This window comes from Pseudomonas sp. GW822-FHT02D10, from assembly GCF_058802345.1.
In genome coordinates, this window is sequence record NZ_JBXAOB010000021.1 from 1 (window position 1) to 25524 (window position 25524).

Here is a 25524-nt window from a genome sequence, read left to right on the forward strand (position 1 = left end):
GAAAGGCTGCGCATGCTCATGTGTCGACGGATCGGGTGCTTAAGGTCCATAAAGGGAAAAGACCTTGAAAGGGCTGGTTCTTACGCCGACAGGATCAATCAGGTCATTGACGGTGTAGATGCTCAAACCACGAGTCTTGTCGAGCTGGTTGGCAAACTGGTTTATGACGCTGCCGTAGCGGCAGTTACCGTCGTAGGCTGTGTGTTCCCGCCGATCGGTTTTGGACTGAGCGCCGTAGTGATTGCAAAAGGGGTGTTCGATGGGGCCAAGGCTTATCACGAAGGTGATTACAAGGCGCTGTTCGCAAGCTACCTGGATTGCATGCTGGAATTGGCCACGATGCGCATCGGCAAGTTGGGGTTCTCGCCTGTACAGAAGGCAATTGCCAAACGGTTAGGCGATGCGAATACCTGTTTGAGCGTTGTCTCCACGTGCACCGGAAAAACGGTGGATCTTGCGGTGATGACCGCCTTGATGAAGGAGGCACTTGAGGAGCCTGAATCCAGCGAGCAGACACTGCTGGAGTAAACACAGGCGTTCAGTGCTGAACGATTTAACCAACGGCGGCGGGTTCATAGCCCATCCGCCAACTCACGGCCCGGGTCGCCGCCAGCAAACGCTGCGCCGCCGGGCCGTTTTCGTCGGCGTGGAACAGCGATGTCGGGCCGACGATGGTCAGCACCGCCGCGACGTGGCCGACAGCGTTGAACACCGGTGCGGACAACGCGTCCACGCCCGGCATCAAGAGTCCATGCACATGATGCAAACCGCGTTCGCGGATCTGTTCACACAAGGTTGCGTAGGTCTGGTTATCAGCCAGCGGATGGGCAGCCGTTGCCTGTAATTCCAGTTCCCGTAACTCGACGGTTTCCCGGTTCGGCAAATAAGCACTGAACACCAGGCCGGTGGACGAACTGAGCAGCGGCAGCACCGAACCCAGTTGCGTCACCACCGTCACCGCACGCACCGCCGGTTCGATATGCACCACGGTTGCGCCCTGGTTGCCCCACACCGCGAGGAAGCAGGTTTCGTTCAGGTCGTCGCGCAACTCGGCCAGTGGCAGGGCGGCGACTTTCAGCACGTCCATACTGTTTAAAGCGGCCAGGCCGACGCGCAGGGCTTCGCGGCCGAGGCCGTAATGGTTGGTGGTGCTGTTTTGTTCGGCAAACCCACTGGCGATCAACGCCTGCAAATAGCGGTGAACCTTGCTCGCCGGCATCTGCACGTGTTCGGCCAGACGCGACAAAGACGTCGAGGGCGACAACTCGGCCAAGGCCTTGAGGATGTCGGTGCCGACCTCGGCGGAGCGGACTTTCTGTTTACCGTTGCTGTCGCTGGTGCTCATGGAGGCGGTGTAATCCCGGGACGAATGGGCGTCTTTATAGCTTGACGGTCAATACCAATCAAATTACGTTATGCGTAATTGAATTACGACAAAAACAACCTGGCGTGCCAAGACTTCTGAACAAGACGTCATGGGCCACGACCTACTCCCTGTTCAGGAGGCTCCATGAACCACGATTCAACGGCGCCAGCGCTGGCTTATCAGTCAGGCTTTGGCAACGAATTCAGCAGTGAAGCGCTGCCCGGCGCACTGCCCGTCGGCCAGAACTCCCCGCAAAAAGCTCCCTATGGTCTCTACACCGAACTGTTCTCTGGTACTGCGTTCACCATGGTGCGCAGTGAAGCGCGACGTACCTGGATGTACCGCATTCAGCCGTCGGCCAATCACCCGGCATTCGTCAAGCTTGATCGACAGCTGGCCGGCGGACCGCTGGGCGAAGTGACGCCCAATCGCCTGCGCTGGAACCCGTTGGACATCCCTGCCGAGCCGACCGACTTCATCGACGGTCTGGTGAGCATGGCGGCCAATTCGGGTTCGGAAAAACCGGCCGGGATCAGCATCTATCACTACCGCGCCAATCGCTCGATGGAACGGGTGTTCTTCAACGCCGATGGCGAGTGGTTGCTGGTGCCGGAGTCGGGTCGGTTGCGCATTGTCACCGAGCTCGGCGTGCTGGGGCTGGAGCCGCTGGAAATAGCCGTGTTGCCACGCGGTTTGAAGTTCCGCATCGAACTGCTCGACCCGCAAGCCCGTGGCTACCTGGCCGAAAACCATGGCGCGCCGCTGCGTTTGCCGGACCTCGGGCCGATTGGTAGTAACGGTCTGGCCAATCCACGGGACTTCCTGACCCCGGTCGCGCACTACGAAGACCTCAAACAACCGACCACCCTGGTGCAGAAGTTCCTCGGCGAGTTGTGGGGCTGCGAGCTCGACCATTCGCCACTGAACGTGGTCGCCTGGCACGGTAATAATGTGCCGTACAAATATGACCTGCGCCGCTTCAACACCATCGGCACCGTCAGCTTCGATCATCCGGACCCGTCGATCTTCACCGTGCTGACGTCGCCGACCAGCGTCCACGGCCTGGCCAACCTCGATTTCGTGATCTTCCCGCCGCGCTGGATGGTGGCCGAAAACACCTTCCGTCCACCGTGGTTCCATCGCAACCTGATGAACGAATTCATGGGCCTGATCCAGGGCACCTACGACGCCAAGGCCGAGGGTTTCCTGCCGGGGGGCGCGTCGTTGCACAGCTGCATGAGCGCTCACGGTCCGGACGGCGAAACCTGCACCAAGGCGATCAATGCCACGCTTGCGCCGAGCAAAATCGATAACACCATGGCCTTCATGTTCGAGACCAGCCAGGTGTTGCGCCCAAGCCGCTTTGCCCTCGATTGCCCGCAACTGCAAAACACCTACGATGCTTGCTGGGCCTCGCTGCCCGCCACTTTCAATCCGAACCGGAGATAACCCATGACTCAGACCACCCCCACTCGTAGCTGGGTTGCCTCCGCCAATGGCCACGCCGACTTCCCGCTGCAAAACCTGCCACTGGGTGTGTTCAGCACCCAGGGTTCGGCTCCGCGCAGCGGTGTGGCGATCGGCGAGCATATTTTCGATCTGGAGGCGGCACTCGAAGCCGGTCTGTTTGACGGTGCTGCGCGCACGGCAGTCGAAGCCACTCGTGGCGGTCAGTTGAACGCTTTCTTCGACCTCGGTCGTGGTGCCCGTGTTGCCCTGCGCGAGCGCCTGCTGGAACTGTTCGCTGAAGGCAGCACCCTGCACGGCAAGATCGAAGCCCAAGGCGCGAAACTGCTGCCATTGGCCGCCGATTGCCAGATGCACCTGCCTGCGAAGATCAATGACTACACCGACTTTTACGTCGGCATCGAGCACGCGCAGAACGTCGGCAAACTGTTCCGCCCGGACAACCCGCTGCTGCCGAACTACAAGTACGTGCCGATCGGCTACCACGGCCGTGCGTCGACCATTCGCCCGTCCGGCACCGATGTGCGTCGTCCGAAAGGCCAGACCTTGCCCGCCGGTCAGACCGAGCCAACGTTTGGCCCGTGCGCGCGTCTGGACTACGAGCTGGAACTGGGCATCTGGATTGGTCAAGGCAATGAGATGGGCGATTCGATTGCCATCGGCGACGCCGCCGAGCATATCGCTGGTTTCTGCCTGCTCAACGACTGGTCGGCGCGCGACATCCAGGCCTGGGAATACCAGCCGCTGGGGCCGTTCCTGTCGAAAAGCTTTATCACCAGCATCTCGCCATGGGTCGTCACCGCTGAAGCGCTGGAGCCGTTCCGCCGTGCCCAACCGGCGCGCCCCGAAGGCGACCCGCAGCCGCTGCCGTACCTGTTCGACACGCGTGATCAGGCGGCCGGTGCCTTTGATATCGAACTGGAAGTGCTGCTGCTCACCGAAACCATGCGCGAACAAAACCTGCCCGCCCATCGCCTGACCCTGAGCAACACCCGGCATATGTACTGGACCGTGGCGCAACTGGTTGCGCACCACAGCGTCAACGGTTGCCAGTTGCAGGCCGGTGATTTGTTCGGTTCGGGCACTTTGTCGGGACCCGAGAATGGTCAGTTCGGCAGCCTGCTGGAAATCACCGAAGGCGGCAAAAAGCCAATCGAGCTGGCTTCGGGCGAAGTGCGCAAGTTCCTTGAAGACGGCGACGAAATCATCCTGCGCGCACGGTGCAGCCGTGACGGTTTCGCCTCTATTGGTTTCGGCGAATGCCGCGGCAAAATCCTGCCAGCACGCTAAGAGGTTCAGGCTATGGAACTCTTTACCTACTATCGTTCAACCTCGTCCTTTCGGGTGCGCATTGCCCTGGCACTCAAAGGCCTGGATTACCAGGCGCAGCCGATCAATCTGATCGCGCCGCAGGGTGGCGAACATCAGCAACCGGCTTATCTGCAGATCAACCCGCAAGGCCGGGTGCCGGCCTTGCGCACCGATGAAGGTGAGTTGCTGATCCAGTCCCCGGCAATCATCGAGTACCTGGAGGAACGTTATCCGCAGGTGCCGCTGTTGTCCAAAGACCTGGCCAAACGTGCGCACGAGCGCGCGGTGGCAGCGTTGATCGGTTGCGACATTCATCCGCTGCACAACGTCAGCGTGCTCAATCAACTGCGCCAGCTCGGTCATGATGAGCCGCAGGTGGTGCAGTGGATCGGCCACTGGATCACTCAGGGGTTGGCGGCAGTCGAGCACTTGATTGGTGACGACGGTTACTGTTTCGGCAGCTCGCCTGGGTTGGCGGATGTCTATCTGATTCCACAGCTGTATGCAGCCGAGCGTTTCAACATTTCCCTTGAGGCTTATCCGCGGATTCGCCGGGTCGCTGCACTGGCGGTGCAGCATCCGGCCTTCGTCAAAGCCCATCCGGCGAATCAGCCCGATACCCCGAAGTAGCGCCAAACCCTGTGGGAGCAAGCTTGCTCCCACAGGGTCTGCGCCTTATCCCGCTCACCGCCCTTAGTTGAACTCATCCCCAATCGGGTACCGGCTGGCGTTGAGGCTTTCCTTGATCTTGCGCAAATGCGGCTGGAAGTCGACGCCCCGGCGCAGGGTCATGCCGGTCGCGAGCACGTCGAGTACTGTCAGCTGGATGATCCGCGACGTCATCGGCATGTAGATGTCGGTGTCTTCCGGCAGCGGGATGTTCAGGCTCAGGGTGCTGGCCTTGGCCAGTGGCGAACCCTCGGCCGTCAGACCCAGCACCGAGGCACCGTTCTCGCGGGCAATGCGCGCCACTTCCACCAGTTCGCGGGTGCGTCCGGTGTAGGAAATGATCACGAACAGTTCGCCCGTGTGGGCCACCGAGGCAATCATCCGCTGCATCAGCACGTCGGCGTGGGCGGTGACCGCCAGGTTGAAGCGGAAGAACTTGTGCTGCGCATCCAATGCCACCGGAGCTGACGCACCGAGGCCGAAGAAGTGGATCTGCCGGGCCTGGATCAGCAAGTCCACGGCGCGGCTGATCAGGTTCGGGTCCAGTGCCTGGCAGGCGCTGTCCAGCGAGGCGATGGCGCTGCCAAAGATTTTCTGGGTGTAGGCCTCAGGGTTGTCGTCGGCTTCCACCGCGCGGCTGACATACGCGGCGCCGCTGGCCAGGCTCTGGGCCAGTTGCAGTTTGAGTTCCGGATAGCCGCTGACACCGAACGAACGGCAGAAACGGTTGACCGTCGGCTCGCTGACCGAGGCGGCCTGGGCGAGGGCGGCAATACTGAAGCGAGTGGCCTGCTGTGGGTTGAGCAGGATCACTTCGGCGACCTTGCGTTCGGCCTTGTTCAGGTCTGCAAGGCGATTCTGGATTTGTTCCAGTAAATTTCGCACGCGGTCCATTCATGTTCCTTAGGTCGGCTATGCAGATTGGGCCTGTGAAGCGGCCCATAATGGTGGCCTATCCTACTGGTGGCCCCGACCGACCACCACTTGGAATCTGTATTTTGGAAAAATGTTGTGGTTATTACTACATTTTTCCTTGAGCGATGCCTTAAAAAAAGGTATTTGTAGCTTAACTTGATAAAAGAACAAACATCATGCCTTCGATTACGGTTGAACCGTGCACCTTTGCCTTGTTCGGCGCCCTCGGCGATCTGGCCCTGCGCAAGCTGTTTCCTGCCTTGTACCAACTGGATGGCGCCGACCTGCTGCATGAGGACACGCGCATTATCGCACTGGCCCGTGAACCGGGCACCGAGCAAGAGCATTTGGCCCTTATTGCCCGCGAGCTGCGCCATTACGTCGATGCCAAGGAGCTCGACGAAGCCGTGGTCGAACGCTTCCTGGCCCGCATGACGTACCTGCATGTCGACTTCCTCAAGTCTGACGACTACGTCGCCCTGGCCGAACTGGCCGGCACGGCGCAGCGGATGATTGCCTACTTCGCCACGCCGGCTGCGGTGTACGGCGCGATTTGCGAGAACCTGGCGAAAGTCGGTCTGACTGAAAACACCCGTGTGGTGCTGGAAAAGCCGATCGGTTCGGACCTCGAGTCATCGCGCAAGGTCAATGACGCGGTGGCGCGATACTTCCCGGAAAACCGCACTTACCGCATCGACCACTACCTGGGCAAAGAGACGGTGCAGAACCTGATCGCCCTGCGTTTCGCCAACAGCCTGTTCGAAACCCAGTGGAACCAGAACTACATCTCACACGTGGAAATCACCGTTGCCGAGAAGGTCGGGATCGAGGGCCGCTGGGGCTACTTCGACAAGGCCGGCCAGCTGCGGGACATGATTCAGAACCACCTGTTGCAGCTGCTGTGTCTGATCGCCATGGACCCGCCAGCCGACCTGTCGGCCGACAGCATCCGTGACGAGAAAGTCAAAGTGCTCAAGGCGCTGGCGCCGATCAGCCCGGAAGGCCTGACGACTCAAGTAGTGCGCGGCCAGTACATCGCCGGTCACAGCGACGGCAAGTCGGTGCCGGGTTACCTGGAGGAAGAGAACTCCAACACTCAGAGCGATACCGAAACCTTCGTCGCCCTGCGTGCCGACATCCGCAACTGGCGCTGGGCCGGCGTGCCGTTTTACCTGCGTACCGGTAAACGCATGCCGCAGAAGCTGTCGCAGATCGTCATCCACTTCAAGGAGCCGTCGCACTACATCTTCGCCCCCGAGCAGCGCTTGCAGATCAGCAACAAGCTGATCATCCGCTTGCAACCGGACGAAGGCATTTCCTTGCGCGTGATGACCAAAGAACAAGGCCTGGACAAGGGCATGCAGCTGCGCAGCGGTCCGTTGCAGCTGAATTTTTCCGATACCTATCGCAGCGCACGGATCCCCGATGCCTACGAGCGGTTGTTGCTTGAAGTGATGCGTGGCAATCAGAACCTGTTTGTCCGTAAAGATGAAATCGAAGCCGCGTGGAAGTGGTGTGACCAGTTGATCGCCGGGTGGAAGAAGTCCGGTGATGCGCCCAAGCCGTACGCGGCCGGGTCCTGGGGACCGATGAGTTCCATTGCACTGATCACGCGGGACGGGAGGTCGTGGTATGGCGATATCTGAATTCAAACTGCCTCAGGGCGTCAGCGCTCATGAGTTTCGCAGCCCCGTGTTGCTGGCCGAAGGCCTGGCACTGACAGTGGCCAAGCAACTCAGCGACGCCATCGATGCTCGTGGCACCGCGACGCTGGTAGTGTCCGGCGGACGCAGCCCGGTGGCGTTTTTCCAGCACCTGGCCAAACAGGCGCTGGATTGGTCCAAGGTCGTGGTGACCCTGGCGGACGAGCGCTGGGTACCGGTGGAGCACGCCGACAGCAATGCCGGTCTGCTCAAGCGTTACTTGTTGCAAGGCCCGGCGGCCAAGGCGAAGTTCCTCAGCCTCTACAGTGCCACTGCCAACCTTGAACAGGCTGCCGAGCAAGCCGACCGTTTGCTCGCCGAGCTGCCGGCAATCGACGCGTTGGTGCTGGGCATGGGCGACGACGGTCACACCGCCTCGCTGTTCCCCAACAGCCCGAATCTTGCCGAAGCTTTGCAGGCCGACGGTACGCGCCGTTGCTGGCCGATGCTGGCGCCGACCGTGCCGCATCAGCGCCTGACCATGAGCCGCGCGCTACTGGCCTCGGCACAGTTCACCGTGCTATCGATTTCCGGTCAGTCCAAGCTGACCACCCTGAGTGCCGCACTGGCCGGTGACGATGTCGCCGCAATGCCGATTCGCGCGTTTCTGCAACCCACGTTAGAGATTTACTGGTGCCCATGAGCCAAGGATCAGCCGCTATGACAAACACCCAACCAACCGTTTCCATGGCGGACAAAGTTGCCCTGATCGACAGCCTCTGCGTCAAGGCGCGGATTTTGCCGGTGATCACCATTGCTCGTGAGCAAGACATTCTGCCGCTGGCCGATGCCCTCGCGGCGGGTGGGTTGACGGCCCTGGAAGTGACCCTGCGTTCGCAGTTCGGGCTCAAGGCCATCCAGATTCTGCGTGAACAGCGTCCAGAGCTGGTCACCGGTGCCGGCACAGTGCTCGATCGCAACATGCTGGCCGCGGCTGAAGCCGCCGGTTCGCAGTTCATCGTGACGCCAGGCATTACCCGTGACCTGCTGGAAGCCAGCGTTGCCAGCCCGATTCCATTGTTGCCGGGTATCAGCAACGCCTCCGGGATCATGGAGGGTTACGCTCTGGGCTATCGCCGCTTCAAGCTATTCCCGGCGGAAGTCAGCGGTGGTGTGGCAGCGATCAAAGCCCTTGGCGGCCCGTTCGGCGAAGTGCGCTTCTGCCCGACGGGTGGCGTTGGTCCAGCCAACATCAAGAGCTACATGGCGCTGAAAAACGTGATGTGCGTCGGCGGTAGCTGGATGCTTGATCCGGAGTGGATCAAGAACGGCGACTGGGCACGTATCCAGGAGTGCACCGCCGAGGCGCTGGCCCTGCTGGACTGATTGGTTTTACTGGCTGTTTTTTACGCAGAATCGTTGCAGTTGTGTTCTACGGCTTTACGGCGCACTTGGTCAGTGCGCCGTTTTTTTTGCCTATAGAAAAGTGACTGCCTCAAGCCCGAAGACTTCGATATCTACACCGTGTGAACACCAGGGGGGTTAAACCCTGGTGTTCATCGCATCAACTCAGTTCGATCAGGGCCTGAGCCACCCGGTGCATTTCCTGTGCGGTGCTGGTCAGGCCGGGCGTGATGCGAATACAGCTGCCGCACGCCGAACCGCTGCGGGCCACGGTGAACAGGTTGTAGTCGTTGAGCAGGCGGTCGACCAGCGCTTGCTGGTCGGCCTGCCGGGTGAAACGCATCGAGGTGATGCCGCAATACAGTCGTGGATCATCCGGGGTCATGACTTCAATACCTGGCACGTCGCGAACGGCCTCGACCCACAGATTGCGCAGGTAATTGAGCCGTGCACCCTTGGCGGCCGCGCCGCCGATGGAATCATGTTCTTCGAACACCAGCGGCAAGGTCAGTAACGCCGGGATGTTTGGCGTGCTGTAAGGCGTGCGCGAGCGGATGTCGGTGACCGGGAAATGAAACTCGCCCATGTCGGGATCAATATCGGCCAGGCGCTGTGGAGTGATGTAGATAAAGCCCAGGGTCAGCGGCGCGCCGATCCATTTGTGCAGGTTGTAACCGGCGAAAGAGATACCCAGATCATCAAGGTTGAATTCGATCTGGCCGAGGGCATGGGCACCGTCGAGGATCACATCGATCCCGTGCTCTTTGGCCGCTGCGGCAATCGCCTTGACCGGCATCACCAGACCGGTGCGATGAGTGACGTGGGTCAGCGCCATCAGCTTGAGCCGTGGATAACGTACGAACGCCTCGCGGTAGCTCGCCAGCAATGACTCGAAGCTGGCGGGATGGGAATGTTCGATCTCGATCACTTCAACACCGCGATGGCGTGCCAGCCAGCGCATCGCACTTTTGACCGTGTCGTATTCCAGATCGCAGAGCAGCACCTGATCGCCCGGCTGCAAGCCGTTGTAGTTGCGAATCAGCGATTGCAGTGCGTCCGAGGCGCTGCGGGTCAGGGCGACCGCTTCGGCGGGTACCCGTAAGAGCTTGGCCAACTGCCCGCGTATCGCCACGCTTTCGAGCTTTTCGAAGCGCTGGCGCACATGCACCGAGTTGCTGCGGTTGATGAGTTCGATGTTGCGCTGGTATTCCTCGATCACGGTGCGCGACATGCGGCCGAAGTAACCGTTCTCCAGGTTGATCGGACCTGGCTGGACTTCGTAGCGGTCGGCGAACGTCCGCCAAAAAGCTTCATCATGGGCGCGGCGAGTGTTTTCGGGCATGGGTGACTCCTTCCGTGGGTCAGTGGCGAGGTTTGGGTTTGCCATGTTTGGCGCGCAGTGGGTCGAGCAAGTCGGACAGGCCGTTGTGGTCAATTTCCTGCATCAGGGCCAACAAACCACCCAGTTCACCGTGGGGGAAACCCTCACGGGCGAACCAGTTCAGGTATTGGCCGGGCAGGTCGGCAATGATGCGACCCTTGTATTTGCCAAAGGGCATTTCGCGGGTGACCAACAGTTCGAGTTTTTCGGGATTCATCGATCGGTCGTCTTGATTCAAACAGTCTGGAAAATACAGGCATTCCGCGTGCAGGTGGAGAAGGGTGGGGAGAGGGGGATCTTGCTGACCCCCTCAATCAATCAGCCAATGCTGATCGCTGGCAAAGTTGGCAAGGTCACTGTCTGCTGTTTGCGCGGCGCGAGGATTTCCGCCTCGCCGTCCACGACCAGCTCATCGCGCTGGTTGAATACCCGTGTGGCGATGCGCACGCGGAACTTCGGCAGTTTCTCGAGGATTTCCAGGCGCACAGTCAGGGTGTCGCCGATTTTCACTGGCTTCTGAAAGCTCATTTGCTGACCGATATAAATAGTCCCCGGCCCAGGCAACTCGCAGGCGACGGCAGCGCTGATCAGTGCACCGCTGAACATGCCGTGGGCGATGCGTTCCTTGAACATGCTCGCCGCTGCAAACTCGGCGTCCAGGTGCACCGGGTTGTGGTCGCCGGACATCGCCGCGAACAGCTGAATGTCGCGTTCTTCGACGGTCTTGCTGTAGCTGGCGGTCTGGCCGACTTCAAGGGCTTCGTACGGGGTATTGGTAACCTGGGTCATGTGTCTTGAATCCTGTGACGAGTTAAGTGAAATAACCAAACATTATTCGGTTCTGGGCGGTCGGCGATGGCTCAGTACCTGGGCCAGCCATTTGAGCAGGTCCGCGGTCACTTCATCGCGGTTGCTCTCGTTGAACAGTTCGTGCCGGGCCTGCGGGTAGATGTTCAATTGCATGCACTGGCTACCGGCATCGCGCAGCGCGTCGGTCAGATCCTTGAGACGTTTGCCTTCGCTCACCGGATCACATTCACCACCGATCACCAGCAACGGCAGGCCCGGATCGATCTGCGCGAGATTGGACGCTTTGCTGATCTGCTGCAAGCCGCCGAGCAGATCGATCCACAGTTGGTTAGTGCAACGGTAGCCACAGAGCGGGTCGTGGACGTATTTGTCGACTTCGTCCGGGTCGCGGCTAAGCCAGTCGAATGCGGTGCGATGGGGCTTGAAGGCCTTGTTGAATGAACCGAACGACAACCACTCAATCAACGCGCTGCGACCGGTCGCACCCTGGCGCCAGCGTTCGAAACGCGCAATCAGGCGCGCAACACGGTAGAGCGTCGCTGGCTGGAAGTTCGAGCCGCTGAGCACGGCGCCGTACAGGCTGGCGCTGTGATGCAGCAGGTACGCCTGGGCGATGTAGCTGCCCATGCTGTGGCCAAGCAACACGATCGGTATGCCCGGATGGTGTTGGCCGATGTACTGGTTGAGGCTGGCCAGGTCTCCGACCACTTTGCGCCAGCCGTCCTTGTCCGCGAAGTGCCCGAGCACGCCGTTTTCGGCGGTTTTGCCATGACCGCGCTGGTCCAGCGCATAAACGCCGTAACCCTCGGCACATAAAACCTGCGCCAGCCGCGCATAACGGCCGCTGTGTTCAGCCATGCCGTGGGACAGCAGGATCACCGCGTGGGGCGGGCCTTCAGGCAGCCACTGGTTGACGAAAAGTCGACTGTGGTCAATCGCGGTCAACCAGAAAGTGTCGTGGATCATGGCGATTCCTTTGCACGGTTTTGTTTAGGCGCGGCGTCGTTGCATTGTATAGCTCATCAACCGCTGGGCGTGCGATGTGGGTGTCCCTCAGCAGCAAGATTCACACGATCAATGACACTGGTGCGTATATTTGCCTGAATCACCATAACTGCTAGTGTCCCAGAAGCCCCGCTTTTCAGCGTCACAGAGAGGCGGCCCGGATTCGTTCAGGTAAAGAGGACAAGAACAATGCAACCTGATTTCTGGAATGACAAACGCCCGGCCGGCGTACCCAATGATATCGATCCGGGGGCCTACAAGTCGGTGATCGAGGTGTTCGAGCGTTCCTGCAAGAAATTCGCTGACCGTCCGGCGTTCAGCAACATGGGCGTGACGCTCACTTATGCGGAGCTGGAGCGCTACAGCGCGGCTTTCGCAGGCTACCTGCAAACACAGACCGACCTGCTGCCCGGCGATCGCATCGCGGTGCAGATGCCCAATGTCCTGCATTATCCGATTGCCGTGTTCGGCGCGCTGCGTGCCGGGCTGATTGTGGTCAACACCAACCCGCTGTACACCGCGCGTGAGATGCGTCATCAGTTCAAGGATTCCGGTGCACGGGCGCTGGTGTACCTGAACATGTTCGGGCAGAAGGTCCAGGAAGTGCTGCCCGACACCGAGATTCAGTACCTGATCGAAGCGAAGATGGGCGACCTGATGCCGACCGCCAGGGGTTGGCTGATCAATACCGTGGTCGACAAGGTCAAGAAGATGGTGCCGGCCTATGACCTGCCGCAGGCGATTTCCTTCAAGAGCGCGTTGCGCCTGGGGCGCGGTCAGAGCATCAAGCCATTGAAGGTCAGCCTCGACAATGTCGCTGTGCTGCAATACACCGGCGGCACCACCGGGCTGGCCAAGGGCGCGATGCTGACCCACGGCAACCTGGTTGCCAACATGCAGCAGGCCCACGCCTGTCTTGGCCAGTTCGGCAGCGATGGCAAACCGCTGTTGCGCGAAGGTCAGGAAGTGATGATCGCGCCGCTGCCGCTGTACCACATCTATGCCTTCACGGCGAATTGCATGTGCATGATGGTCACCGGTAACCACAACGTGTTGATCACCAATCCGCGGGACATCGCCGGCTTCATCAAAGAGCTGAAAAATTGGCGGTTCTCGGCGCTGCTGGGGCTCAACACGCTGTTCGTCGCGCTGATGGATCATCCGGACTTCAAGACCCTGGACTTCTCCAGCCTCAAACTCACCAACTCCGGCGGCACCGCGTTGGTCAAGGCTACCGCCGAGCGTTGGGAGCAGATGACCGGTTGTCGGATCACCGAAGGCTATGGCTTGACCGAAACCTCGCCGGTGGCCTGCACCAACCCGTATGGCGACAAGTCACGCATTGGCACGGTCGGCCTGCCGGTGCCGGGCACCACGTTGAAAGTCATCAATGATGACGGTGTCGAACAACCCATGGGCGAGCGCGGCGAGCTTTGCATCAAGGGCCCGCAAATAATGAAAGGCTATTGGCAGAAACCCGAAGCCACCGCCGAAGTGCTGGATGCCGAGGGCTGGTTCAAATCCGGTGACATCGCGGTGATCGACCCGGACGGGTTCGTGCGGATTGTCGATCGCAAGAAAGACATGATCATCGTCTCGGGTTTCAACGTGTACCCGAACGAGATCGAGGACGTGGTCATGGCGCACCCGAAGGTCGCGAACTGCGCGGTGATCGGCGTGCCGGACGAGCGCTCCGGGGAAGCGGTGAAGCTTTTCGTGGTGGCGCGTGAAGCCGGGATCAGCCTTGAAGAGCTGAAGGCCTACTGCAAGGAAAATTTCACCGCCTACAAGGTGCCCAAGCACATCGTGCTGCGCGAGTCGCTGCCGATGACGCCAGTGGGCAAGATCCTGCGACGGGAGCTGCGCGATATCGCGTAATACCTGAAGGCTGTGCTTCGCGCATTCGCGGGCAAGCCCGCTCCCACAAGGTCACCACTGATCCCTGTGGGAGCGGGCTTGCCCGCGATGCTTTTTGAGGGGGAAACGCCGATTCCAGAGGCTTTCAAGGGTGTATAGAATCTTTGCTCTAAAATTGACTATTGAATTGTCTTGAGTCATCAAAGTGACTGTAGGGGCTTTCTTTGGCTCTAGTAGGGCCTTGGCAAAGCTGCTACTCTCGGCGCGCTTTGTGACTTCTCGGCCTATGTAAAAGCCAGACTCACCAACAAAAAGACACCAATACAAAACACACACCAATAATAATCGCATCAAATGCGGTGATGAATTCGCGTTGCTGAGGAGTGGGCTTCCATGATCGAAGACTTTTGGAAGGATAAGTACCCAGCTGGAATTGCTGCCGACATCAATCCAGACGAGTATCCGAATATTCAGGCAGTGTTAAAGCAATCCTGCCAACGCTTCGCCAACAAACCGGCCTTTAGTAACCTCGGCAAGACACTCACCTATGGTGAGCTGTACGAATTGTCGGGTGCTTTTGCCGCTTACCTGCAACAGCATACCGACTTGCAGCCGGGCGATCGAATCGCCGTGCAACTGCCGAACCTGCTGCAATACCCGATCGCCGTGTTTGGTGCCATCCGCGCCGGCTTGATCGTGGTCAACACCAACCCGCTGTACACCGCGCGGGAAATGGAACACCAATTCAATGATTCCGGCGCCAAGGCGCTGGTTTGTCTGGCGAACATGGCGCACCTGGCCGAGACCGTGGTGCCCAGGACGAGCGTCAAGCATGTCATCGTCACTGAAGTGGCCGACCTGCTGCCACCGCTCAAGCGCCTGCTGATCAACAGTGTCATCAAGTACGTGAAGAAGATGGTCCCGGCGTTCCACCTGCCCAAGTCCATCACGTTCAATCACGTGTTGAACAAAGGCCACGGCCAACCTGTGACCGAAGCCAACCCGGCCAGCAGCGACGTTGCCGTATTGCAATACACCGGCGGCACCACCGGCGTGGCCAAGGGTGCAATGCTGACCCACCGCAACCTGGTGGCGAACATGCTGCAGTGCAAGGCGCTGATGGGCTCGAACCTGAATGAAGGGTGCGAAATCCTCATCACGCCACTGCCGCTGTACCACATCTATGCCTTCACCTTTCATTGCATGGCGATGATGCTGATCGGCAACCACAACATCCTGATCAGCAACCCGCGCGACCTGCCGGCGATGGTCAAGGAACTGTCGAAGTGGAAGTTCAGCGGTTTTGTCGGTCTGAACACCTTGTTTGTGGCGCTGTGCAACAACGAAGCGTTCCGCAAGCTGGATTTCTCAGGCCTGAAAATCACCTTGTCCGGTGGCATGGCCTTGCAACTGGCCGCTGCCGAACGCTGGAAAGCCGTGACCGGTTGCGCCATCTGCGAAGGCTACGGCATGACCGAAACCAGCCCGGTGGCCACCGTCAATCCAAACCAGAACATTCAGATCGGCACGATCGGTATTCCGGTGCCGTCGACCCTGTGCAAAGTCATTGATGACGCTGGCGTTGAACAGCCGCTGGGCGAAATCGGTGAGCTGTGCGTGAAAGGTCCGCAAGTGATGAAAGGCTACTGGCAGCGTCAGGAAGCCACCGATGAAATCCTCGACAGCGAAGGCTGGTTGAAGACCGGTGACATCGCGCTGATCCAGCCTGACGGCTACATGCGCATTGTCGATCGCAAGAAAGACATGATTCTGGTCTCCGGTTTCAACGTCTACCCGAACGAGCTCGAAGACGTACTGGCCATCTTGCCGGGCGTGCTGCAATGCGCGGCCATTGGTGTGCCGGACGAGAAGTCGGGCGAGGCGATCAAGATTTTCATCGTCGCCAAACCGGGTGTCACCCTGACCAAAGAGCAGGTGATGACGCACATGCGTGCCAACGTTACCGGCTATAAAGTGCCGAAAGCCGTCGAGTTCCGCGATGCGCTGCCGACCACCAACGTTGGCAAGATCCTGCGTCGCGAACTGCGCGATGAAGAGCTGAAGAAGCTCGGCGTGAAGAAGGTCGGGGCGTAAAACAAAAGTCCCGCAGATGTTCTCTGTACTCAGGTAACCCTACTCAAACGTAAGACTGAAACCGCCACCAACGAAAGAAGGGGCGGTTTTTTTGTTTTAAGGCTTGCGACTACAGTTAAGGCTAAAAATGGTGTCCACTTGGGGGACACCATCGCCCTAAGCGCCGGGATCAGGAAGGTGTGTTTGGCTGATGCTTACGTTTTTAGAGCCCCCCCCTATCCGGTATGTTCCTCCAGCAATCAACTCAGCAGATACACCGGAAAACATTCACACAAGTGCATCACCCGGCGCCGGATGTTATCCAGCAGCGCCGCGTTGTTAGGTTGTTGCAGCAGGTCGGCGATCAGGTTCGCCACTTCAGCGCACTCCGCCTCGCCAAAGCCACGGGTCGTCAGTGCTGGCGTGCCAATGCGGATGCCGCTGGTGATCGCCGGCTTCTGCGGATCGTCGGGAATCGCGTTTTTGTTTAGCGTGATGTGGGCGCTTTCCAGCAGCGCTTCGGCATCTTTGCCGGTGATGTTCATCGAGCGCAGATCGAGCAGGAACATGTGGCAGTCGGTGCCGCCGGACACCACGCGCAAACCACGGCGGGTCAGGATGTCGGCCATGGTCCGGGCGTTGTTGATCACCCGTTGCTGGTAATGCTTGAACCCATCGCCAAGGGCTTCGTTGAATGCCACGGCCTTGGCCGCGATGACGTGCATCAGCGGCCCGCCCTGGTAAACCGGGAAAATCGTCTTATCCAGCAGCGCAGCGTATTGCGCTTTGGCCAGGATCAGACCGCCGCGCGGGCCACGCAAGGTTTTGTGGGTGGTGGAGGTGATGAAGTCGGCGATGCCGACCGGCGACGGGTACACGCCCGCCGCAATCAGCCCGGCGTAGTGCGCCATGTCGACCATCAGGTAAGCGCCGATTTCATCGCAAATGTTGCGAAAACGGTGGAAATCAATGGTTCGGGAATACGCCGAGGCCCCGGCAATGATCATCTTCGGCCGGTGCTCCCGGGCCAGCGCTTCCATTTCGGCGTAGTCCAGGGTCTCGGTTTCCTTCTCCAGCCCATAGGAAAATGCCTTGTAGAACTTGCCGGAAAAATTCACCGAGGCGCCATGGGTCAGGTGCCCGCCATGAGCCAGAGACATCCCCAGAATCGTGTCGCCAGGTTCGAGCACCGCCAGAAACACCGCTTGGTTGGCCTGGGACCCGGAGTGCGGCTGGACGTTGACGTATTCGCAGTTGAACAGTTTGCGGGCGCGCTCGATGGCCAGGTTTTCGATCTCGTCGACGACCTTACAACCGCCGTAGTAGCGCTTGCCCGGATAGCCTTCGGCATATTTGTTGGTGAGCACCGAACCCTGGGCCTGGAGCACTTCTTCGCTGACATAGTTTTCTGAAGCGATCAGCTCCAGGTGGGTTTCCTGGCGATTGCGTTCGCGGTCGATCAGGCGGGCGATGGCGGGGTCGAAATTCTGTAGGCTCATGGTGTGATTCCTTAGGTAAGCGCTTCGGCCAGCGGTGCAGGCACGTGATGCGGCTGCACCCGTGACTGGTTTCTGGTCGAGTCGGATAGAAAAATGGAGGTGTCTTTCAGGCCGCTGCCAGTGATCAGGATCACGGCGGTCTGCGGGGTGTCGGGGTGTTCTTCGGCGTACTTGAGTAGGCCAGCGAAGGCACTGGCGGCGCCGGCTTCGGGGAATACGCCGGTACTGCTGGCCAATCGGGACGCTGCAGCGACAATGCTCGGATCACTGACGCAGATGAACTCGCCACCGCTGGCGGTCACTGCGCGCATGGCTTTGAGGCGGTCGCGCGGCAACGCGACATTGATGCTGCTGGCCAGGCTGGTGGGGGTAATGCGTTCGGTTTGCTGCATCGGCCGGTCGCTGCGCCAGGCCCGGTACATGAAGTTGCTGTGTTCGGCCTGCACGCCGATCAGGCGCGGTATGCGCTCGATCCAGCCCAGTTGCAGCAAGTCGAAGAAGCCTTTGTAGACCGAACCCAGAATGCAGCCGTTGCCGACTGGCACAAACACCAGGTCCGGCACCTGCCAATTGAGTTGCTCGCACATCTCGAAGGCCACGGTTTTTTTGCCTTCGCTCATGTACGAATTGATCCCGGTGGTGCGGTTGTACCAGCCGTGGGTTTCGCAGGCGTTGAGGCATTGTTCGAAGGCTTCGTCGTATTGCCCGTCGACCAGCACGATCTCGGCGCCATAACCTTGCATCTGGGCAAGCTTCTCGCGGGGCGCGCTTTTGGGCAGGTAAATCACGTTGTGCAGCCCCAGGCTGGCGCTCATCCCGGCCATTGCCGAAGCCGCGTTGCCGGTGCTGGCCACGGCCACGGTGCGCGCACCGGATTGCATGGCGAGGGCCACCGCCAGGGCGCTGGCGCGATCCTTCAGCGACCCGGTGGGTTGCCGGGATTCATCCTTGATAAAAACTTTGATCCGGGCGCCCTTGCCGAGTAGCTCGGGGCGCGAGTACAGCGGCGTGTTCCCCACCAGTAATGGCGGAGTGAATTGCGTCGAGCTCAAAGGCATCAGTCGGTCATAGCGCCACATGCCACGGGCATGGTCGTGGGCCAGGCTGTCCCTGGACCATTCGCGCTTGAGCGTCGGGTAATCGTAGAGCGCATCGAGAGCACCATCGATTTTGCAATGAGGGCAGTAGTAGCTGACCTCATGCGGCTGGTAGCTGCGATCGCAAACCAGGCACTGCAACACATACTCTCTGTACGAATTCTTCATGGCCAACCCCTGAAAGTACGCTGTGCTGGTGCTTTCCCTGCCGACGTCGGTCCAGTGCGCTGGACCGACGGGCACTCCGCTGACAGAAGGTGCTTCAGACCACCATGATGGCGTCGATGGCGACCAGGGTATTGCGCGCCAGGGCGCTGGCACCGGCGGTGGTGCGGGCTGGATACGGCTTGGTGAAGTACTCCTCCATGACGCGGTTGAGGGTCGGGAACTCGCTCAGATCAGTGATGAACGCGGTGACCTTGACCACATTCGCCAAGGTGCCGCCCGCCGCTTCGGCCATTTGCACCAGGTTGTCCAGGGTCTGGCGCAACTGGCCTTCGAAGTCCTTGGCCAGCACTTCGTTGTTCAGCGCCGAAACCGGGGTCTGCGCCGACAGGTAGATGGTCTGCCCGTGGCTGACCTTGATGCCTTGGGAGTACGTGCCCAGGGGCAGCGGCGCCTTATCGGTGAAAATGACGTTTTCTTCGCCCAGGAAAGGTTTGGCTGCGGGCTGGATTTGAGCGTTGGTTTGCATGGTGACGTTCCTTGTTAAGTGGGTGGGGTTAGTGCAAATCGGCAACCTGTTTGACGGTCAGGGCCGAAAACTCCTCATCGCGGCAACGGGCCGGCGAAAAATGCTGGTAGTTGAGCTGCAGCGCCGCCAGGTCCGACGGCATGGCGATGCCCAGCGCCGCGTGGCTGCACAGCCTGGCAATGGCGGGGGCGGCTTGAATGCCGTAGCCACCCAGGGCGGCGAGCCAGATAAAACTCTCTTGCTGCGGGTCCTGGCCGAGCACCGGGGAGCGGTCGGCGACGAAGGTCCGCAGGCCCGCCCATTTGTTGATGATCGAGCGTGGGCGCAGGCGCGTGGTGCTTTGCAGGCGATCCATGGTGATGGCCAGGTCGAGTTCTTCTGGCAGCGCGTCGCAGGGCGGCGACGGGCTTTCATCGCACGGTGAAACGATCAGTCGCCCGGCTTCCGGCTTGATGAAAATGTCTTCGTCGACCGTGCCCAGATACGGTGTTTGATGCACGTCGCATTGCGGATCCACCGCCAGTACCGTGCGCCGCAGCGGCCGCACGCCGACTTTGGGTACACCGCAGCGCTCGGCGAATTCATCGGCCCAGGCACCGGCGGCGTTGACCACGATGGCGGCCTCAAGCCGCTGGCCGTCCTGGGTGTGCAAGGTCCAGTGACTGTCGCAGTGTTCGCCGCGCAGCACGCAGGCTTCACGTTTGATTACACCGCCGCGAGCCCGCAAGCCGCCGAGGTAGGCACCGTGAATGCCGTGTACATCCAGATCGAAGGCGCTGGGCTCGTAGATCCCGGCGCTCCAGGCGCCTTCGGCCAGGTACGGCACCAGCTCCAGCACCTGCTTCTCATCGAGGAACATTGCCGTTGGCACTTGCCCGAGAACGGCGGTGAAACGCGCCGCCAGTTTGTCCACCCGTGCCGCCTGGGCCACGATCAACGCGCCCCGTGGCGACCACAGAGGATGCTCGGCCAGACCCTCGGGCGGGTTCTCGAAAAAGCGCCGGGAAGCGCAGGTCAGCGAGCGGATCTGCTGGTTGCCGTAGCTTTCCATGGAGATCGCCGCCGAGCGACCAGTGGTGTGGTAGGCCAGTTGCTGCTCCTGTTCGAGCAGGCAGACGCTGCCGTGGGCCGCCAGTTCGTACGCCGCCGACACGCCGGCGATGCCACCACCGACCACAATGAAGTCGTAACGAGCGGTCATGGTCGGCTGCCCTCGGCGATGGCGGCGGCTTTGCTTTCCCGGGTGTAAGTCAGCACAAAATGCGCCACGAGGCCGAAGATCAAGCCCCAGAACGCGGCGGCCAATCCGAGGAAGCTCATGCCCGAGGCGGTGACCAGGAAGGTGATCAGCGCCGCTTCACGTTGTTTCTCGTCCGCCATGGCGCCGGTCAACCCGGCGCTGATTGCACCGAACAAGGCCAGGCCAGCGAGGGAGGCAATCAACTCTTTAGGCAGGGCGGAAAACACCGAGGCCAGGGTCGCGCCAAAGGTGCCCATCAGAATGTAGAACACCCCGCAGGCAATCCCGGCGATGTAGCGTTTGTCACGGTCTTCGTGGGCTTCGCGGCCGGTGCAGATCGCCGCCGTAATCGCTGCCAGGTTAAAGCCGTGGGAGCAAAACGGGGCCATCAGAATCGAGCCAATCGCGGTGACCGAAATGATCGAGCGCGCCGGAGTGTTGTAGCCCGAGGTGCGCAACACCGCCATGCCGGGGACGTACTGGCCGGTCAGGGTCACCAGGGCCAGTGGCAGGCCAATGTTGATGATTGCGTGCCAGCTCCAGTCGGGGGCGATGAAGACCGGGTGGGCCACTGCGATGGTGATCGAGCTGCTGTTGAGTTCACCGAACGAGGCGGCCACGGCGCAACCGATAATCAGCACCGAGAGAATGGCGTAGCGTGGCGAAAAGCGTTTGAAGATCAGGTAGGCCGCGATCATCGACAGCACCAGCACCGGTTGCAGCTTGATCGAGGTGAACAGCTCAGCGCCGAAGCGAAACAGAATGCCCGCGAGCATGGCGGCGGCGATGGCTTTGGGCAGGCGACTCATCAGTTTGTCGAAGGCCCCGGACAAACCGACCACGGCGATGATCGCCGACGCCACTACATAGGCGCCGATGGCCTGGGGCAGGGTAACGGTGGGCAACATCGACACCAGCAATGCCGCGCCCGGCGTCGACCACGCCGTGATCACCGGAATCCGCAGGCGCCAGCTCAGGAACAGGCCGGTAATGCCGCTGCCGATGGAAATGGCCCAGATCCACGAAGACACCATGTCGTTGGGCAGATGGGCTTCCTTGGCTGCCTGAAACACGATGATCAAAGGGCCGGCATAGGAAATGATCACGGCGATGAAGCCCGCAATGACCGCTGACAGGGATAGATCCTTTCTGAGTGTGTCCATGATGTCTCGACTTGGCGCGGCAGAGTCGCGCAGTGATCAGGGGTGGATTGAGTCGATTGATTCGATTCGAGATGAGTGTATTTGAATGAATTGAGTTGATTCAATAGGTGGCGAGGTTGTTACGAGATGTTTTTTTGCTATCAGTGCCTGTTTTTTGGCTGATTGGCGTTTAATTATTTGATTTATAAGCTTATTTGTTTTTCTAAAAATATCTTCATGCTGCACTGCATATCGATTCACTTGTCGAGTCAATCGACTTAATTTATCGATTGGGTCGATTTATTAGTTGCCTAACCTCCCTGTGATATGCTCGGATATTCATCATTTCTACGATGGGCAGTGATCATTCATGTGGGTTCCCCAACTAAGCGAGTTCAGCCAGCCGATGTATTTATCGATTGCCGATGCATTGGCGCGCGATATCAGCAGCGGCGTGTTGAACGAAGGTGATCGTCTGCCGACCCTGCGGGAGCTGGCCACCACCCTGAATGTCACGCCGGGCACCATCAGTCGGGCCTACAGCGAAGCCCATCGACGTCGTCTGGTGCAGGGGGAAGTAGGGCGGGGTACTTATGTGCTCAATCAGAAGCAGCTGGAACTGCCAGCCAGCAACAGCGCCGCGCCGCTGAACCTGGGGCAATCCGAATTACTCGATCTGTCGATCATCAAGCCCTACAGCGAAACCCTGGAATACTGGTTGCGCGGCGCGCTGGTGGGCATGGCCAAGAGCACCGATTTCGCCCGCACCCTGGATTACGCGCCGGACGGCGGTCACCCGGCGCATCGCGAGGCGGGGGCGCAGTGGTTGCGCCATTCGTTGCCCGATGCGCAATGGCAGCAAGTGGTGATCACCGCCGGTGCCCAGCATGGCTTGATGGTCGCGATGAGTGCCCTGACCAACGCCGGTGACCTGGTGCTCTGCGAAGAGCTTTGCTACCCCGGCATCATTTCCCTGGCCCACGGTCTTGAGCGCCGCCTGCGTGGCGTGCCGATGGACGATGAAGGGATCATTCCCGAAGCGCTTCGCGAACTGTGCCTGCGGGAGAAACCGGCGATGCTGGTTTGCGTCGCGACCTGCCAGAACCCGACGGCGGCGATCATGTCGCAAAAACGCCGAGCACAAATCGCGGCACTGGCCGAAGAGTTCGACTTCATCATCCTGGATGATGACATCTACGGCTTCCTCGCCACCGACCCGTCGATCAAGCCGTTGTCGGCGTTTGCGCCGGATCGTTCGGTGTACCTGACCAGTCTGTCGAAATCGGTCATGCCGGCGTTACGCATCGGCTATATCTATAGCCCGCCCAAATTGCTGTCGCGCCTGACCTCGATGGTGCGCAGCAGCGTCTGGATGCCGTCGCCGCTGACCGCACAATTGGCCAGCAATGTGATCACCGAAGGCCTCGACAAAAAACTGATCCGCATCCAGCGCAACGAAGCCGCCGGGCGGCAAGCGATTGCCCAGGAAATCTTCGCCAATTTCGAACTCAAGACCCAGCCGTATTCCTACCACGTCTGGTTGACGCTGCCCGAGCCGTGGACCAGCGACGAATTCACCATGCTGGCCCGGAGCAACGGTGTACTGGTGCTCAGTGGCACCCAGTTTCAGGCCGAACGTTCCGGGATTACCCGCTGCGTACGGCTGGTACTGATGTCGCCCACCAGCCAGGACGAATTGCGCTTCGCCCTGACCAAACTGACCAGCCTGATCGATTCCGACCCGCGACGTTACTACTGAGTCGCCGCAGGCTGCGATCTTTTGCTGTTACAGGCGGAACTGCGCGAAATTGACGTTGGTACCAGCTGGGCGCATGTCCTGAAGGTACGAGTCCTTGTCGGCGCTCAACTCCAGGCTCAGGGCGGCCTTGCGCTTGCCTTCATTGCGCACCACCAGGCCTTCGAGCTTCTCGCGCAGGAACACCGTCGGCACTTTCAGGTGCAGCAGTTCATCGGTGGCTGGCGTATGCATCAGCAGGTGAACCCACTCGTACTGACCAATGGCCAGACGCGCAACCGGGATATCAAACCACCAGATGTTGCGGTTGCGGTTCAATTCGGTGAAATGGCAGTTGTTGACGCCAAGCACTGCACCGCCGAGTTCCTGGTTTCTGCGGGCAATGGCCTGCTTTTTATCGAGTTTCATAACGTTCCTACGGGATTGGATCTTCAGCGCCACGGCCTGAATACGTTGCGCATTCTCCGGGCAAAGCCTGCAAACATAAAGCCCAACCTGCATTTGCAAATGAAATGACGCTGCGAAAATAAATGAAACGCTGTGCAGCGCCTTCCCACAGAGGGGCGTTTTTCTGTCGGTTATTGTTATGAAGCCCCACGAAATTGTTTCAAGGTCGCCAAGTAGGTTACTTTGATGTAGAAAACGGCCCCTGAGTCGCCCCCCGACTTCAACCCTTTTGCGGCGAAAGGAGACGCTATGATGTTCCCGGAGTTGAAAGGCTTGCCCTTGCACCGCGTGATGATGCGCACGGTCACCGAGTTCATCAATGACGAGATGTCGACGTATGCCTCGGCGCTGGCCTATCAGATGCTGTTCTCGCTGTTTCCCTTCATTCTGTTTCTGATAGCCCTGATCGGTTTCCTGCACCTGCCGGATTTCTTTTCCTGGCTGCGCCTTCAGTCAGAGCTGGTATTGCCGCCGCAAGCGCTGGAGCAAGTGAACCCGGTGATCGACCAGCTCCAGCAGTCCAAGGGTGGATTGCTCTCGGTGGGTATCGTCATCGCCCTGTGGACCGCCTCGGCGGGTGTGCGGCTGATGATGAGCGCGATGAACGCCGCCTACGATGTGGTCGAAGGCCGACCGATCTGGAAGCGTTTTCCGCTGTCAGTCTTCTACACGGTCGGCATCGCCGGCATGCTGCTGGCCGCTGCAGCATTGATGGTGCTCGGGCCGCAGGTGATGGAATGGATCGCGTCGCAGATCGGCATGGAAGAGTTCATCGTCACGCTGTGGACAATACTGCGCTGGCCGGTGATCGTCATTTTGCTGATGGTCGCGGTCGCGTTGATGTACTACGTGATGCCTGATGTGAAGCAGAAGTTTCGCTTCATCACGCCAGGCTCGGTGCTGGCGGTGGTGGTGTGGATCGTCGCTTCGCTGGGCTTTGGTTATTACGTCAAAACCTTCGCCAACTACAACGCCATGTATGGCAGTATCGGCGCGATCATCGTGCTGTTGCTGTACTTCTACATTTCCGCTGCCGTGCTGCTGCTCGGCGTAGAGATGAACGCGGTGATCGACCACATGTCGACCGAAGGCAAGCATCCTGGCGAAAAGGGCTTCGGCGAACACGACGAAAAACAACACGTTTCGGGACTGGGCCGGGACCACTCGCTCAACCCGACCACTGACGAAGCCTGACGATGATCCGTGAAATCCTCAAAATGGGCGATGAGCGCCTGCTGCGTATCGCTCCGCCGGTACCGGCTGACATGTTCGACAGCCCCGAACTGTGGCAGTTGATCGACGACATGTTCCAGACCATGGAAAGCGTCGGCGGCGTCGGCCTGGCGGCCCCGCAGATTGGTGTCGACCTGCAACTGGTGATCTTCGGCTTCGAACACAGCGAACGTTACCCGGACGCTGACGCCGTACCGCAGACGATCCTGATCAATCCGTTGATTACGCCACTTGATCCGACGCTGGAAGAGGGTTTCGAAGGGTGCCTGTCGGTGCCGGGACTGCGAGGCGCGGTGGAGCGTTATCAGCGCATTCGCTATGAAGGTTTCGATCCCAAGGGCGAGCCGATTGTGCGCATCGCTTCGGGTTTCCACGCCCGTGTGGTGCAACACGAATGCGATCACCTGATCGGCCGGTTGTACCCGTCGCGGATCACTGACTTTCGCAAGTTCGGGTTTACCGAGGTGATGTTTCCCGATCTCGATCCATCGGCTGATGACTAAAGGCGCTAAAAG

General features: G+C 59.7%; 23 protein-coding genes and 1 pseudogene. 12 read left to right on the top strand and 12 right to left on the bottom strand.

What is annotated here, in order from left to right:
* Positions 1-528 (top strand): annotated as a pseudogene (locus AC1RPZ_RS24655) (hypothetical protein); the annotation flags it as partial.
* A 25-nt stretch (positions 529-553) separates the two neighbouring features.
* Here AC1RPZ_RS24655 and AC1RPZ_RS24660 read toward each other — a convergent pair.
* Entirely contained in the window at positions 554-1345 is a 792-nt protein-coding gene (locus AC1RPZ_RS24660; RefSeq protein ID WP_493140152.1) for an IclR family transcriptional regulator, read from the bottom strand.
* A 165-nt stretch (positions 1346-1510) separates the two neighbouring features.
* Here AC1RPZ_RS24660 and hmgA point away from each other — a divergent pair, with 165 nt between their 5' ends.
* The 3 genes from hmgA to maiA are packed head-to-tail and all read left to right on the top strand — an operon-like array spanning position 1511 to position 4774.
* Complete coding sequence (gene hmgA, locus AC1RPZ_RS24665) at positions 1511-2815, top strand: homogentisate 1,2-dioxygenase (protein ID WP_493140154.1); 1305 nt, start codon at positions 1511-1513, stop codon at positions 2813-2815.
* 3 nt (positions 2816-2818) lie between these two features.
* The gene (fahA, locus tag AC1RPZ_RS24670) at positions 2819-4123 is read left to right on the top strand and encodes a fumarylacetoacetase (RefSeq protein ID WP_493140156.1); all 1305 of its coding nucleotides are present in this window, start codon (positions 2819-2821) and stop codon (positions 4121-4123) included.
* A gap of 12 nt (positions 4124-4135) precedes the next feature.
* The gene (gene maiA, locus AC1RPZ_RS24675; RefSeq protein WP_493140158.1) at positions 4136-4774 is read left to right on the top strand and encodes a maleylacetoacetate isomerase; all 639 of its coding nucleotides are present in this window, start codon (positions 4136-4138) and stop codon (positions 4772-4774) included.
* A 63-nt stretch (positions 4775-4837) separates the two neighbouring features.
* Here maiA and AC1RPZ_RS24680 read toward each other — a convergent pair whose 3' ends face one another.
* Positions 4838-5698 (bottom strand): MurR/RpiR family transcriptional regulator, encoded by an 861-nt coding sequence (locus AC1RPZ_RS24680; RefSeq protein WP_178098709.1) that lies wholly within the window; start codon positions 5696-5698, stop codon positions 4838-4840.
* Between the two features lie 206 nt (positions 5699-5904).
* Here AC1RPZ_RS24680 and zwf point away from each other — a divergent pair, with 206 nt between their 5' ends.
* The 3 genes from zwf to AC1RPZ_RS24695 are packed head-to-tail and all read left to right on the top strand — an operon-like array spanning position 5905 to position 8757.
* Positions 5905-7374 (top strand): glucose-6-phosphate dehydrogenase, encoded by a 1470-nt coding sequence (gene zwf / locus AC1RPZ_RS24685; protein ID WP_493140159.1) that lies wholly within the window; start codon positions 5905-5907, stop codon positions 7372-7374.
* Complete coding sequence (pgl, locus tag AC1RPZ_RS24690) at positions 7361-8074, top strand: 6-phosphogluconolactonase (RefSeq protein ID WP_493140161.1); 714 nt, start codon at positions 7361-7363, stop codon at positions 8072-8074. Before zwf ends, pgl begins: the two co-directional genes overlap by 14 nt.
* 17 nt (positions 8075-8091) lie before the next feature.
* Complete coding sequence (locus tag AC1RPZ_RS24695; RefSeq protein WP_123584259.1) at positions 8092-8757, top strand: bifunctional 4-hydroxy-2-oxoglutarate aldolase/2-dehydro-3-deoxy-phosphogluconate aldolase; 666 nt, start codon at positions 8092-8094, stop codon at positions 8755-8757.
* Between the two features lie 178 nt (positions 8758-8935).
* Here the strand turns inward: AC1RPZ_RS24695 and AC1RPZ_RS24700 are convergent, their stop codons facing one another.
* The 4 genes from AC1RPZ_RS24700 to AC1RPZ_RS24715 form a co-directional block, all read right to left on the bottom strand.
* Positions 8936-10117, bottom strand: a complete 1182-nt coding sequence (locus tag AC1RPZ_RS24700) for an aminotransferase class V-fold PLP-dependent enzyme (RefSeq protein ID WP_493140163.1) — start codon at positions 10115-10117, stop codon at positions 8936-8938.
* Positions 10118-10136: 19 nt separating this feature from the next.
* Positions 10137-10373 carry a DUF3820 family protein gene (locus AC1RPZ_RS24705; protein WP_019693207.1) on the bottom strand — a complete coding sequence of 79 codons (237 nt, stop codon included), beginning with the start codon at positions 10371-10373 and terminating at the stop codon, positions 10137-10139.
* Positions 10374-10474: 101 nt separating this feature from the next.
* Entirely contained in the window at positions 10475-10945 is a 471-nt protein-coding gene (locus AC1RPZ_RS24710; RefSeq protein WP_071553717.1) for a MaoC family dehydratase, read from the bottom strand.
* A gap of 42 nt (positions 10946-10987) precedes the next feature.
* Complete coding sequence (locus tag AC1RPZ_RS24715) at positions 10988-11932, bottom strand: alpha/beta hydrolase (RefSeq protein WP_493140164.1); 945 nt, start codon at positions 11930-11932, stop codon at positions 10988-10990.
* Between the two features lie 228 nt (positions 11933-12160).
* Between AC1RPZ_RS24715 and fadD2 the strand changes: the two genes are divergently transcribed.
* Positions 12161-13849, top strand: coding sequence for a long-chain-fatty-acid--CoA ligase FadD2 (gene fadD2, locus AC1RPZ_RS24720; protein WP_493140166.1), 1689 nt, complete (start codon positions 12161-12163; stop codon positions 13847-13849).
* Positions 13850-14221: 372 nt separating this feature from the next.
* Positions 14222-15922 carry a long-chain-fatty-acid--CoA ligase FadD1 gene (gene fadD1, locus AC1RPZ_RS24725; protein WP_493140168.1) on the top strand — a complete coding sequence of 567 codons (1701 nt, stop codon included), beginning with the start codon at positions 14222-14224 and terminating at the stop codon, positions 15920-15922.
* A 239-nt stretch (positions 15923-16161) separates the two neighbouring features.
* On the opposite strand, the gene glyA is transcribed toward fadD1, so the two are convergent.
* The 5 genes from glyA to AC1RPZ_RS24750 all read right to left on the bottom strand — a co-directional run bounded on the left by glyA (position 16162) and on the right by AC1RPZ_RS24750 (position 21594).
* Positions 16162-17400, bottom strand: a complete 1239-nt coding sequence (gene glyA / locus AC1RPZ_RS24730) for a serine hydroxymethyltransferase (RefSeq protein WP_493140170.1) — start codon at positions 17398-17400, stop codon at positions 16162-16164.
* Between the two features lie 11 nt (positions 17401-17411).
* A complete protein-coding gene (thrC, locus tag AC1RPZ_RS24735; protein WP_493140172.1) occupies positions 17412-18665 on the bottom strand; it encodes a threonine synthase in 1254 nt (417 codons plus the stop codon).
* A 94-nt stretch (positions 18666-18759) separates the two neighbouring features.
* Positions 18760-19191, bottom strand: a complete 432-nt coding sequence (locus tag AC1RPZ_RS24740) for a Rid family detoxifying hydrolase (protein WP_493140174.1) — start codon at positions 19189-19191, stop codon at positions 18760-18762.
* Positions 19192-19219: 28 nt separating this feature from the next.
* Positions 19220-20392: an NAD(P)/FAD-dependent oxidoreductase gene (locus AC1RPZ_RS24745; protein WP_493140176.1), complete on the bottom strand. Its 1173-nt coding sequence runs from the start codon at positions 20390-20392 to the stop codon at positions 19220-19222.
* Positions 20389-21594, bottom strand: coding sequence for a benzoate/H(+) symporter BenE family transporter (locus tag AC1RPZ_RS24750; protein ID WP_493140178.1), 1206 nt, complete (start codon positions 21592-21594; stop codon positions 20389-20391). The genes AC1RPZ_RS24745 and AC1RPZ_RS24750 overlap by 4 nt, the downstream gene beginning before the upstream one ends.
* A 349-nt stretch (positions 21595-21943) precedes the next feature.
* Between AC1RPZ_RS24750 and AC1RPZ_RS24755 the strand changes: the two genes are divergently transcribed.
* Positions 21944-23332, top strand: coding sequence for an aminotransferase-like domain-containing protein (locus tag AC1RPZ_RS24755; RefSeq protein WP_493140180.1), 1389 nt, complete (start codon positions 21944-21946; stop codon positions 23330-23332).
* A gap of 27 nt (positions 23333-23359) precedes the next feature.
* Here the strand turns inward: AC1RPZ_RS24755 and AC1RPZ_RS24760 are convergent, their stop codons facing one another.
* Positions 23360-23737, bottom strand: a complete 378-nt coding sequence (locus tag AC1RPZ_RS24760) for a hypothetical protein (RefSeq protein ID WP_071553721.1) — start codon at positions 23735-23737, stop codon at positions 23360-23362.
* A gap of 288 nt (positions 23738-24025) precedes the next feature.
* Here AC1RPZ_RS24760 and AC1RPZ_RS24765 point away from each other — a divergent pair, with 288 nt between their 5' ends.
* The gene (locus AC1RPZ_RS24765) at positions 24026-24970 is read left to right on the top strand and encodes a YihY/virulence factor BrkB family protein (RefSeq protein ID WP_493140181.1); all 945 of its coding nucleotides are present in this window, start codon (positions 24026-24028) and stop codon (positions 24968-24970) included.
* 2 nt (positions 24971-24972) lie between these two features.
* Positions 24973-25512 carry a peptide deformylase gene (gene def, locus AC1RPZ_RS24770; protein ID WP_493140182.1) on the top strand — a complete coding sequence of 180 codons (540 nt, stop codon included), beginning with the start codon at positions 24973-24975 and terminating at the stop codon, positions 25510-25512.
* Positions 25513-25524 lie beyond the last annotated feature (12 nt).

What these genes read in the sequence shown, in the direction of transcription:
- fadD1 (WP_493140168.1), top strand. Translation starts at nt 14,222, where the DNA reads ATGATCGAAGACTTTTGGAAGGATAAGTACCCAGCTGGAATTGCTGCC.
- pgl (WP_493140161.1), top strand. Translation starts at nt 7,361, where the DNA reads ATGGCGATATCTGAATTCAAACTGCCTCAGGGCGTCAGCGCTCATGAG.
- fahA (WP_493140156.1), top strand. Translation starts at nt 2,819, where the DNA reads ATGACTCAGACCACCCCCACTCGTAGCTGGGTTGCCTCCGCCAATGGC.
- zwf (WP_493140159.1), top strand. Translation starts at nt 5,905, where the DNA reads ATGCCTTCGATTACGGTTGAACCGTGCACCTTTGCCTTGTTCGGCGCC.
- fadD2 (WP_493140166.1), top strand. Translation starts at nt 12,161, where the DNA reads ATGCAACCTGATTTCTGGAATGACAAACGCCCGGCCGGCGTACCCAAT.
- AC1RPZ_RS24755 (WP_493140180.1), top strand. Translation starts at nt 21,944, where the DNA reads ATGTGGGTTCCCCAACTAAGCGAGTTCAGCCAGCCGATGTATTTATCG.
- AC1RPZ_RS24660 (WP_493140152.1), bottom strand. Translation starts at nt 1,345, where the DNA reads ATGAGCACCAGCGACAGCAACGGTAAACAGAAAGTCCGCTCCGCCGAG.
- maiA (WP_493140158.1), top strand. Translation starts at nt 4,136, where the DNA reads ATGGAACTCTTTACCTACTATCGTTCAACCTCGTCCTTTCGGGTGCGC.
- hmgA (WP_493140154.1), top strand. Translation starts at nt 1,511, where the DNA reads ATGAACCACGATTCAACGGCGCCAGCGCTGGCTTATCAGTCAGGCTTT.
- AC1RPZ_RS24760 (WP_071553721.1), bottom strand. Translation starts at nt 23,737, where the DNA reads ATGAAACTCGATAAAAAGCAGGCCATTGCCCGCAGAAACCAGGAACTC.
- AC1RPZ_RS24695 (WP_123584259.1), top strand. Translation starts at nt 8,092, where the DNA reads ATGACAAACACCCAACCAACCGTTTCCATGGCGGACAAAGTTGCCCTG.
- AC1RPZ_RS24745 (WP_493140176.1), bottom strand. Translation starts at nt 20,392, where the DNA reads ATGACCGCTCGTTACGACTTCATTGTGGTCGGTGGTGGCATCGCCGGC.
- AC1RPZ_RS24700 (WP_493140163.1), bottom strand. Translation starts at nt 10,117, where the DNA reads ATGCCCGAAAACACTCGCCGCGCCCATGATGAAGCTTTTTGGCGGACG.
- AC1RPZ_RS24750 (WP_493140178.1), bottom strand. Translation starts at nt 21,594, where the DNA reads ATGGACACACTCAGAAAGGATCTATCCCTGTCAGCGGTCATTGCGGGC.
- AC1RPZ_RS24765 (WP_493140181.1), top strand. Translation starts at nt 24,026, where the DNA reads ATGATGTTCCCGGAGTTGAAAGGCTTGCCCTTGCACCGCGTGATGATG.
- AC1RPZ_RS24710 (WP_071553717.1), bottom strand. Translation starts at nt 10,945, where the DNA reads ATGACCCAGGTTACCAATACCCCGTACGAAGCCCTTGAAGTCGGCCAG.
- glyA (WP_493140170.1), bottom strand. Translation starts at nt 17,400, where the DNA reads ATGAGCCTACAGAATTTCGACCCCGCCATCGCCCGCCTGATCGACCGC.
- thrC (WP_493140172.1), bottom strand. Translation starts at nt 18,665, where the DNA reads ATGAAGAATTCGTACAGAGAGTATGTGTTGCAGTGCCTGGTTTGCGAT.
- AC1RPZ_RS24705 (WP_019693207.1), bottom strand. Translation starts at nt 10,373, where the DNA reads ATGAATCCCGAAAAACTCGAACTGTTGGTCACCCGCGAAATGCCCTTT.
- def (WP_493140182.1), top strand. Translation starts at nt 24,973, where the DNA reads ATGATCCGTGAAATCCTCAAAATGGGCGATGAGCGCCTGCTGCGTATC.
- AC1RPZ_RS24740 (WP_493140174.1), bottom strand. Translation starts at nt 19,191, where the DNA reads ATGCAAACCAACGCTCAAATCCAGCCCGCAGCCAAACCTTTCCTGGGC.
- AC1RPZ_RS24715 (WP_493140164.1), bottom strand. Translation starts at nt 11,932, where the DNA reads ATGATCCACGACACTTTCTGGTTGACCGCGATTGACCACAGTCGACTT.